The 8712-nt window shown below is 39.1% G+C and carries 10 protein-coding genes; 7 read left to right on the forward strand and 3 right to left on the reverse strand.

Annotation, left to right across the window (positions count from 1 at the left end; translation table 11 throughout):
• Nucleotides 1-22: 22 nt before the first annotated feature.
• Genes V7654_RS20930 through V7654_RS20940 form a run of 3 tightly spaced genes read right to left on the reverse strand, consistent with a single transcriptional unit; the run spans nucleotide 23 to nucleotide 1842 of the window.
• A complete protein-coding gene (locus V7654_RS20930; RefSeq protein WP_335432788.1) occupies nucleotides 23-976 on the reverse strand; it encodes a hypothetical protein in 954 nt (317 codons plus the stop codon).
• Between the two features lie 13 nt (nucleotides 977-989).
• Nucleotides 990-1421 carry a PilW family protein gene (locus V7654_RS20935; RefSeq protein ID WP_335432789.1) on the reverse strand — a complete coding sequence of 144 codons (432 nt, stop codon included), beginning with the start codon at nucleotides 1419-1421 and terminating at the stop codon, nucleotides 990-992.
• Nucleotides 1422-1425: 4 nt separating this feature from the next.
• Nucleotides 1426-1842, reverse strand: coding sequence for a type IV pilus modification PilV family protein (locus V7654_RS20940; protein WP_335432790.1), 417 nt, complete (start codon nucleotides 1840-1842; stop codon nucleotides 1426-1428).
• A 146-nt stretch (nucleotides 1843-1988) separates the two neighbouring features.
• Here V7654_RS20940 and V7654_RS20945 point away from each other — a divergent pair, with 146 nt between their 5' ends.
• The 7 genes from V7654_RS20945 to V7654_RS20975 all read left to right on the forward strand — a co-directional run.
• Nucleotides 1989-2549: a hypothetical protein gene (locus tag V7654_RS20945; protein WP_335432791.1), complete on the forward strand. Its 561-nt coding sequence runs from the start codon at nucleotides 1989-1991 to the stop codon at nucleotides 2547-2549.
• A 47-nt stretch (nucleotides 2550-2596) separates the two neighbouring features.
• Nucleotides 2597-3964 carry a G5 domain-containing protein gene (locus tag V7654_RS20950; RefSeq protein WP_335432792.1) on the forward strand — a complete coding sequence of 456 codons (1368 nt, stop codon included), beginning with the start codon at nucleotides 2597-2599 and terminating at the stop codon, nucleotides 3962-3964.
• Between the two features lie 25 nt (nucleotides 3965-3989).
• A complete protein-coding gene (locus V7654_RS20955; RefSeq protein WP_335432793.1) occupies nucleotides 3990-5654 on the forward strand; it encodes a GspE/PulE family protein in 1665 nt (554 codons plus the stop codon).
• 13 nt (nucleotides 5655-5667) lie between these two features.
• The gene (locus V7654_RS20960) at nucleotides 5668-6708 is read left to right on the forward strand and encodes a type IV pilus twitching motility protein PilT (protein WP_335432794.1); all 1041 of its coding nucleotides are present in this window, start codon (nucleotides 5668-5670) and stop codon (nucleotides 6706-6708) included.
• A 1-nt stretch (nucleotide 6709) separates the two neighbouring features.
• Nucleotides 6710-7915, forward strand: coding sequence for a type II secretion system F family protein (locus tag V7654_RS20965; protein WP_335432795.1), 1206 nt, complete (start codon nucleotides 6710-6712; stop codon nucleotides 7913-7915).
• 124 nt (nucleotides 7916-8039) lie between these two features.
• Nucleotides 8040-8525, forward strand: coding sequence for a type II secretion system protein (locus tag V7654_RS20970; protein WP_335432796.1), 486 nt, complete (start codon nucleotides 8040-8042; stop codon nucleotides 8523-8525).
• Nucleotides 8526-8534: 9 nt separating this feature from the next.
• A partial coding sequence (locus V7654_RS20975) for a prepilin peptidase (protein WP_335432825.1) occupies nucleotides 8535-8712 on the forward strand: 178 nt, incomplete at its 3' end.

Here is an 8712-nt window from a genome sequence, read left to right on the forward strand (position 1 = left end):
CCAATTGGGTTAGCCTTTAAATTTAGTATTTAACTTCTATGCCGTTGTTTGGATCAATGGACCAGGGAGTATCTTTAGTATTTGGACAGGATGCTTTTTTTCCTTCAGGGAAATTATCGTATTCAATGAGCCTATCATTATCAATTAAATACTCATTCCCAGTAACACAAAACGTATAAGAAGAGTTCGGTTGTTCGGGCTCATCAAATCTATTCCTGAAAATTGCATCACCATAGACAATGATATCAGCAGTTCCATCAAAATTTACATTACTGTTGAAAAATGCGTCTCCGTGTACGACTATTAGTCTGTTTCCACGGATGTGGACATCTTTTGAGAAGTAAGCAGAGAAGTAATCAATCCTTTTTTTATCTTCATTATCATTATCTTTTCCGTAATTCCCTTTAAAATCAATGGGATAATCTATAAATTCAGCATAACTACCCTTCGTAGGAACTGCTTCTCCCACACTGGAACTGCCATCCTTTTTATTTACTAAGATTGTAGTATCCAGCAATTTAGTTTCGGTATCTGCCATCCCGGTACTCTTATATTCAATCGATATTTTTGTGCTATCCAAATTTTTAATTAGAGGAGAAAAAACTTTGTAGGAGTTATTACCCTCAACAGAAATAGAGAGTGCAGAATTCTTAGATATTTGAGCATTAAGTGCTTTATAAAATTCCTCATCGTAGTCAGGAATCGTTATATATTTTTCTTTTGATTCAATAACAGCGAGTGCTTCGTCAATTTTGGCTTTTGCTTGAGTATTTGCTATATCTACATATTTGTATACCAATGTTTCATAATGCGCCACGCCCATCTCCGCAAGATCTGTTGCTTTATTAACTTCATCCGTTTTATTGAACTGCTTTCGAGCTGAAAGGGCCATCCCGCTCATGGAAAGAGCGAATACAAAGGTGATTGTGATGATTAGTAAAACGAGAACGAGTGCATAACCTTTTTCATTTTTCATCACTAACCCTCCCTTAATATCTTTTAATAATCGTTTTAACTTCATAGGTTTGTCCTGTTTTATCCTTTAAAGTTAAATGAATGGATAGAGGCAACGACGAATCTATATTTTTCGAACCTGAAATAGCTACTGCATCAGGAAAGCCAATTTCTATTTCTAAATCATATCTTGTATCTCCAAGCAGCTTATCTGCTACCTTTTCACCGATGTAAGCAGTCTTTTTTGTGTCATCATAGGAGATTTTATATTGATCATATTTAAGATGGTGTTGTTTAACTGTAGCAAGGATGAGATTAGCCGTTTGATCCATGTTGTTTTTTTCAGATATTTGGCTGTAGTTTTTATTAAATCCCAAAAAGACACTATAAATAATAGCAGAAATAATAAAAAGAATTGTAATGGCTGCGAGCAGTTCAACTAGTGTTAGTCCACGTTCGTTTTTCAATAACTCACCTTCTAATATAGGTAAATGTTTCAGATGAATTTTCGGGATTTTTTATGTCTGTAACTGAAACTTTTACTCTGATTAATCCTTCTACACTATCAGCAAATTCTGCCGATATATTAAGTGAACTAGCAATAGGGCTGCCTAAAAGATTGGATAGTTCGTTCTTTTCTAGTTTGCAAGGTAATGCACCACATACACTGCTGGTTTTAACGTCATTCTTTGACAAACTGACTTCTATCTGATTAACAATCTGCTGGGCAGTCTGGGTTGTGCTTAATTTATCTTCATTTTTTTTGACGAACATTGCTGACTGGGTAAAAAAACTGGCGAAAGAGGTCAGAACAATAACAAGCAATACAATCGATAATAAGACCTCCAGCAAAGTAAGTCCTTTTTCTTCATCCAACTTTATTCCCAAGACATTATTCCTCCGTCTACTAAATCGATTAATTTTATTATACAATATAAAAGAGTGAAAATTGTCATTTTATAAGTTAATAGTCTGATATATTGCTGAATAATATTAGGCTTTAATAATCACATATTTACGTGTGGAGTGAGACAATGAAAAGTCTTTTACTTTTGTTAATATCGGCAGTTTTGGCAATGGTTTTGATAAAATATATTCCTTTAGGGCTAAACCGGATAGAGAAAATAATCGTTACTGTTTCTTCCTTTCTTATTGGGACTTTTGGATTAATTTTTAGTATGATCGCTGCGCCTTGGCATGCATTGTTAATTATGGTATTGCTGGCGTCTTCCATTGGATATATTATGGTTAATCTTTCAGTTGGTTTTGCCCCAGAAAAAGGTCCGGTACGGTTAAATGTTAATGACAGGTTTAATCGGAATTCTATTGAAAGTGATCTCCCCTATGAGACTGCAACCCAACAAAGAAGCATGATCATCACTCAGGCTGATGAAATAGTACAAAAATTTTTTCCGAATCATCAGGTAATAGATTTGGAAGAAGACATCTCTTTCTTGGAAGAAAGAAATAAACTACCATTGACTGATTTTGATGATATACCAGTCATTAACTTTGATACTAAAAATGACATGAATGACGAGAAGTGGATAAATGAAGTTGAAGAACACGATATGTATGCAACTAGCCAATCGTAATCTGTGGTTTATTCAGAAGGATTCTATTATCGGAGAGGACAAAATAAATGAAGAAGCGAAAAATAATTAAACTATCTCTGATCGTTTCTGTTTATTCCCTGTTAATTTTTAGCTTCACATACTTTGGCGCTTCTGCCATAAGTTTTAGGTCATCTGCTAATCAAATATTCTCAGAAAAAACATTCATAGGCACTATAAATGTTTCGGGTAAATCGCAGGAAGAAGCAAAGTCTGCCCTCGAAGCGAAAAGGATCGAATGGGCTTCAAGTGCTAAGATTATGCTGTCTTATAAAGGGCAAACCTTCTCTGTTGCTGCCGCTGAATATGATTTTTTAATAGATGAGTCGATTGCATCAGCTTTAAATGGTGCGCAGAATAAAGTGCTCGTTAACCTGGAAAAAGACCTCATTGATGAAATGCCCATAATTCCAACATCGCTCATTAGCGATCTTGATAAAGAAAGTCTAAAAAAAGAATTGCTATTAGCAGGACAGAATTTTGTACAAATGACTGAAATTAGTCTGGAAAATTATCTTCCAAAAGAAGAGCCCAAAGTAATTTCTACTGCTGTCCTAAAACTTTCAGAAGAAAATCAAGAAATTCGGGAATTCACTAAACTTTACCCATCAATCGAGATTGCTCCTGAAACTCAATTTTCTCTTGCTGCATTCGTTCAGAAAAGTGAATTGATCAATAAATCATCTTATACATATAGCCAGATTGCCACTGCGATTTATCAAGCACTCATGCCTACTAATTTTTTGATTGCTGAAAGGCATATCGGCAGTCAGCTTCCTGACAATATTCAGGCTGGCTTTGAGGCAAAGGTTAATTTCGAAAAGAAAATGGATTTAATTTTTTTCAACCCTAACAAGTCTTCTTATTCCATTGCAATCGAGTTGAAGGCAAGTGAATTGGAGGTTTCGATAATTGGGGTTCCGCTTTTATACAATTACAGCATCATTACTGCTGACAAGCAGGAATTTGAGCCGAGGACAATCAAGCAATATTCACCGCTGCTTGAGCAAGGTCAAAAATTGGTTGAAGTAGAAGGAAGTTCTGGGTTTCTAGTAAAGGTTTATCGAGAAACTTATAATCAAGACGGTGAGCTGCTAAAATCTGAATTGTTATCCGAAGATTTTTATCCGCCAGTACATAGGGTTGAACTATTTGCACTTACACCGGAAGCTCAGGAGACAGCATCCACCGCAGACGGAAATTCAGATACGATCACAGCACCTCCAGCACATGAAACAGAACCTGCCGAGGAAAACGCATCTGACAACACCCCTGCTGAACCTAAGGAAAACGGTAATGAGGAGCAGCAGTCCAGTGGTAGCCAGAATGAAACAGAGAACAATGCAGATGAAGACGATGGCGGTTTATTTGGAAAGCCGAACGAAGAGCCGAAGTAAGCATTGAAGTCGGGAGCGATAAAAAATGAGACAAATTAGAAAGCGGCTTGGCGATTTATTAGTAGAAACAGGCATGATTTCTGAGGAGCAGCTTAAGGCCACATTAGCTGAAAAAGCGCAGGGGCAAAAGCTTGGGGATGCCTTGCTTCAACGGGGGCTTATCACTGAACAGCAATTAATTGAAGTTCTTGAGTTTCAGCTTGGAATTCCCCATATAAGTTTATATCGTTACCCATTCGATACGACTCTTTTTACCCTTATTCCTAAAGAAATGGCCAAACGTAACCTGGTCATTTCGCTTAAGAAAGAAGGAGAGAAACTGTATGTGGCGATGGCTGACCCGATGGACTTCATCACGGTTGATGACCTCAGGCTGTCGACTGGCTTCCATATTGAAACAGCAATAGCGACCAAAGATGATATAATCCGTGCGATCAATAAATATTACGATAGCAATGAAGGATTTGAGGATTTAATCGGTATCAATAGTCCCGTTATAGATCCGATTCAGGAGGAAAAACTTACAGAAGCAGATTCTCCAATCATAAGGCTTGTTAATCAACTGCTATCCATTGCTTCTGCCAGCAAGGCGAGTGATATCCACATTGATCCTCAGGAGACGAAAGTTGTAATCCGATACAGGATTGATGGCATTTTAAGGGTTGAACGTGTATTGCCAAAGCATATGCAAAACGTCCTTATCGCGAGAATAAAAATCATGGCTAACCTTGATATCACTGAGAACCGTATACCACAGGATGGCAGGATCAAGGCAAATCTTGACTTTCATCCGATTGACCTCCGGGTGTCAACACTTCCAACCGTATTTGGTGAAAAGGTCGTCATGCGTATCCTTGATATGGGCAGTACACTGAATGACATTGAAAAGCTCGGGTTCAACAAACATAATCTTTCCCGTTTTAAAGACATGATTTCCAAGCCAAATGGAATTGTGCTGATTACCGGACCGACCGGGTCAGGGAAATCATCTACCTTATATGCTGCATTGAACAAGCTTAATAGTGAAGAAGTAAATATCATCACGATAGAGGATCCTGTTGAATACCAGCTCGAAGGGATAAATCAAATACAAGTTAATCCTAATGTAGGCATGACGTTCGCAGCTGGACTACGCTCTATTCTGCGTCAGGATCCGAATATAATTATGGTCGGTGAAATCCGCGACAAGGAAACGGTTGAGGTAGCGGTTAGAGCATCATTGACAGGTCATCTTGTTCTAAGCACGATGCATACGAATGATGCCCTCAGCTCGGTTACTAGGATGATTGATATGGGGGTAGAACCATTTTTAGTCGCCTCTTCGTTAAGCGGTGTTGTTGCCCAGCGTCTTGTTCGAAAAGTATGCCGTGATTGCGCAGACACCTATGCACCGACCAAACGAGAAATCGACATTTTCTCAAAAAGAGGAATTCATATTGAAACAGTTTGGAAAGGGAAAGGCTGCTCTTCATGTAATATGACAGGATACCGGGGCCGAATTGCTGTACATGAAGTTTTGGCTGTAGACGATGAACTTCGCAGAGCCATTATGAATGAGGAACCTGTAACTACCCTCAGGGAGATAGCGGTAAGAAACAAGACGATTTTTCTAATTGATGATGGGTTACTTAAGGTTAAACAAGGGCTCACCACAACTGAGGAAGTTTTGAGGGTTGCCATAACAGAATAAGCGAGGTGAAACAATGAAGGATAAAATTGAACATTTGCTCCGGTCAGGCTTTGAACTTAAGGCATCGGATATACATATTACAGTCGGTGTTCCTCCGGTCATGAGGATCAACGGAGACCTAAGGAGATATGGCACTGACTCTATTACACCTGATGAAACAGAAGGGATGGCAAGAGCGATCATTCCGGAAAAATCATGGGAACATTTCAAGTCAAAGGGTGAACTTGATTTTTCCTATGGTATTCCGGGCATCTCCAGATTCAGGGTTAATGCATATCATCAGAGAGGTTGTGTTTCGCTTGCGATCCGAATTGTTCCTACTAGGATTCCTACTTTGGAAGAGCTCGAATTGCCGGAAATTTTGAAGAAAATCTCTGAAAAGCCACAGGGATTGGTACTTGTAACAGGACCGACGGGAAGCGGAAAATCGACTACACTAGCATCGATGATCCAGTACATGAATATGACGATGAGGAAGCATATTGTCACATTGGAGGATCCGATTGAGTACCTTCACAAGCACGGGAATAGCATCATTGACCAGCGTGAAATTGGCTTTGATACAAATAACTTCGCCAATGGGTTGAGAGCCGCTCTCCGGCAGGATCCAGATGTCATCTTAGTAGGAGAAATGCGGGATTTGGATACGATTCAGACAGCCATTACAGCTGCTGAAACGGGACACTTGGTACTAGGGACATTGCATACTTCGAGCGCGCCGGCCACAATAAATAGAATAATAGATGTATTTCCGCCAGGCCAGCAGGCTCAGGTCCGTATCCAGCTTGCCTCTGTCCTAGTCTCAGTCATCTCCCAGCGTCTTTTTCCTACAGTGAATAAAAAAAGACGCAGAAGTGCTACCGAGATTCTTATCAATAATGCTGCTGTGGCGAATTTAATCCGGAATGAAAAAATCCATCAAATTATCAGCATCATGCAAACCTCTAGGATTTATGGCATGCATACTTTGGAAATGAACATCAAGGAGCTTGTTCAGCAGGAAATCATCTCAAAGGAAGTTGCTGAACCATATTTACAGGAGAAGTTGGTGTAATATGGCACGCTTTAAATATTCCGGACGGGACCGGACGAAAAAACGCTCAGGCACGATCACGGCGGGTTCAAAGCGGGAAGCGTTGGAAAAGCTTCGTGAGGACGGAATCAGGACCACTGAAATTATTGAAGTTCCTGAAACCTGGCTGACAAAAGATATAACGATAGGAAATCCTGTTAAACTGCAGCACTTAGTCATCTACTTGCGGCAGTTTGCAACTCTATTAAAAGCTGGCGTGTCAGTAGTAGAATCCACGAAGATTCTTGCTCAGCAAACCGATAGCAAAGCTTTACGGAAAGCACTGTTGGATATCGAGGCTGAGCTGCGAGAAGGGGTACAGCTATCACTGGCCTCGGCAAAACATAGCAAGATTTTTTCGCCGATGTATATCAATATGGTCAAGGCAGGGGAAGCAGGCGGAAATATGGATGATACATTGGAACGTCTGGCAGACCATTATGAAAAGCAGCATAATACTCGGCAAAAGGTAATTGCTGCTTTGAGTTATCCTTTAGTTATTGGATTTATTGCGATAGCAGTTGTGATCTTTTTATTAGTGTATATTGTTCCTACCTTTGTCGACATGTTCGAAGATTTTGGAGGAGAACTGCCGGCAATTACTAAATTTGTTCTTGGAGCGAGTGAGTTCATGCAGAGCTTCTGGTGGCTTATCTTATTTTTCATGATTGGTATCGTTGCTTCTATAACAGCAATGAAGAAGAATAAACAGACAAAATACTATCTTGATTACGCAATGTTAAGAATGCCGATATTCGGCAAGCTGCTGCAAAAGGCGGTTCTTGCGAGAATGACCCGTACTCTTAGCTCACTCTTTTCAAGTTCAGTGCCAATTCTTCAGGCACTTTCTATAGTTGAAAATGTTGTTGAGAATGAAGTGGTTGGCAGAGTCGTTCGTGAATCCCGTGATTCGCTAGAAGTTGGACAATCTATGACAGGACCAATGCGCAAACACTGGGCATTTCCTCCACTGGTCACGCAAATGATCTCAATTGGAGAAGAAACGGGATCGCTCGATGCCATGCTTGGAAAAGTAGCTGATTTCTACGAAAAAGAAGTAGAAACAAGTACCGACCAATTAAAATCATTGATAGAACCAATCATGATTGTCATTCTCGCAAGTTTAGTCGGAACCATCGTAACATCCATCATGGTTCCAATGTTCGACATATTTAACCATGTTAATTAATTTTTACTAAAAACGACAATTACTAACACATTATTTATATGAAAACTTAATTCTATCAATTATAATAATGGTAGATATACACTACATTTGTCATGGGAAAAACTTACTAAAAGGAGAGATAGAAATGTTGAAAGCTATTAAGAAAAGATTGAAGGATCAGAGAGGTTTGACACTGATTGAACTATTGGCAGTTGTTGTTATTTTGGGGATTATTTCTGCTATTGCAGTACCGAGTATTGGAGGACTAATCGATAATTCCAAGAAAGATGCCCATGTCGCTAATGCTCAACAAATGGTTAGTTCTGCAAAATTAGCAGTAACTTCTGACGAAAATTTGTTAAATGGCACACACTACTTAACACTTAATTACTTAGAAACTGCTAAATTCTTAGATAAGGTTAAGGATCCTGATGGTGATTTTGATTCTTATAAAAAAGGTGCTCAAACAACTATAATTGATACATTAAATGAAAAAGCAGCTATATCATACGTTAAGGTAGTAGATGGTGCAATTAACTCGGTGAAATTGGTTAATTCAACAAGAGGTGTCCAATCTAATACGAAGGAACCTGTTCCACTTAGTGGTTTAAAAAGAGGAACAGTTAATTAGACTAATAATATGTTAACATTTTATCTATTCTTAATAGGTCTAACCCTAGGCTCCTTCTACAACGTAGTTGGCCTCCGAGTTCCAGAAGGGAAATCAATCGTAGCACCAGGGTCATCATGCCCTAAATGCGGTCATCAATTGAATGCGCTTGAGTTGATCCCGGTATTTTCATATTTAATCCAGAGGG

Source organism: Bacillus sp. JJ1609, assembly GCF_036967045.1.
In the GTDB taxonomy this organism is placed as follows: Bacteria; Bacillota; Bacilli; order Bacillales; family Cytobacillaceae; genus Mesobacillus.

Bases quoted from the DNA above. Each gene is read 5' to 3' on its own strand.
- V7654_RS20930 (WP_335432788.1), bottom strand. From the start codon at position 976: ATGAAAAATGAAAAAGGTTATGCACTCGTTCTCGTTTTACTAATCATC.
- V7654_RS20945 (WP_335432791.1), top strand. From the start codon at position 1,989: ATGAAAAGTCTTTTACTTTTGTTAATATCGGCAGTTTTGGCAATGGTT.
- V7654_RS20950 (WP_335432792.1), top strand. From the start codon at position 2,597: ATGAAGAAGCGAAAAATAATTAAACTATCTCTGATCGTTTCTGTTTAT.
- V7654_RS20955 (WP_335432793.1), top strand. From the start codon at position 3,990: ATGAGACAAATTAGAAAGCGGCTTGGCGATTTATTAGTAGAAACAGGC.
- V7654_RS20960 (WP_335432794.1), top strand. From the start codon at position 5,668: ATGAAGGATAAAATTGAACATTTGCTCCGGTCAGGCTTTGAACTTAAG.
- V7654_RS20965 (WP_335432795.1), top strand. From the start codon at position 6,710: ATGGCACGCTTTAAATATTCCGGACGGGACCGGACGAAAAAACGCTCA.
- V7654_RS20970 (WP_335432796.1), top strand. From the start codon at position 8,040: ATGTTGAAAGCTATTAAGAAAAGATTGAAGGATCAGAGAGGTTTGACA.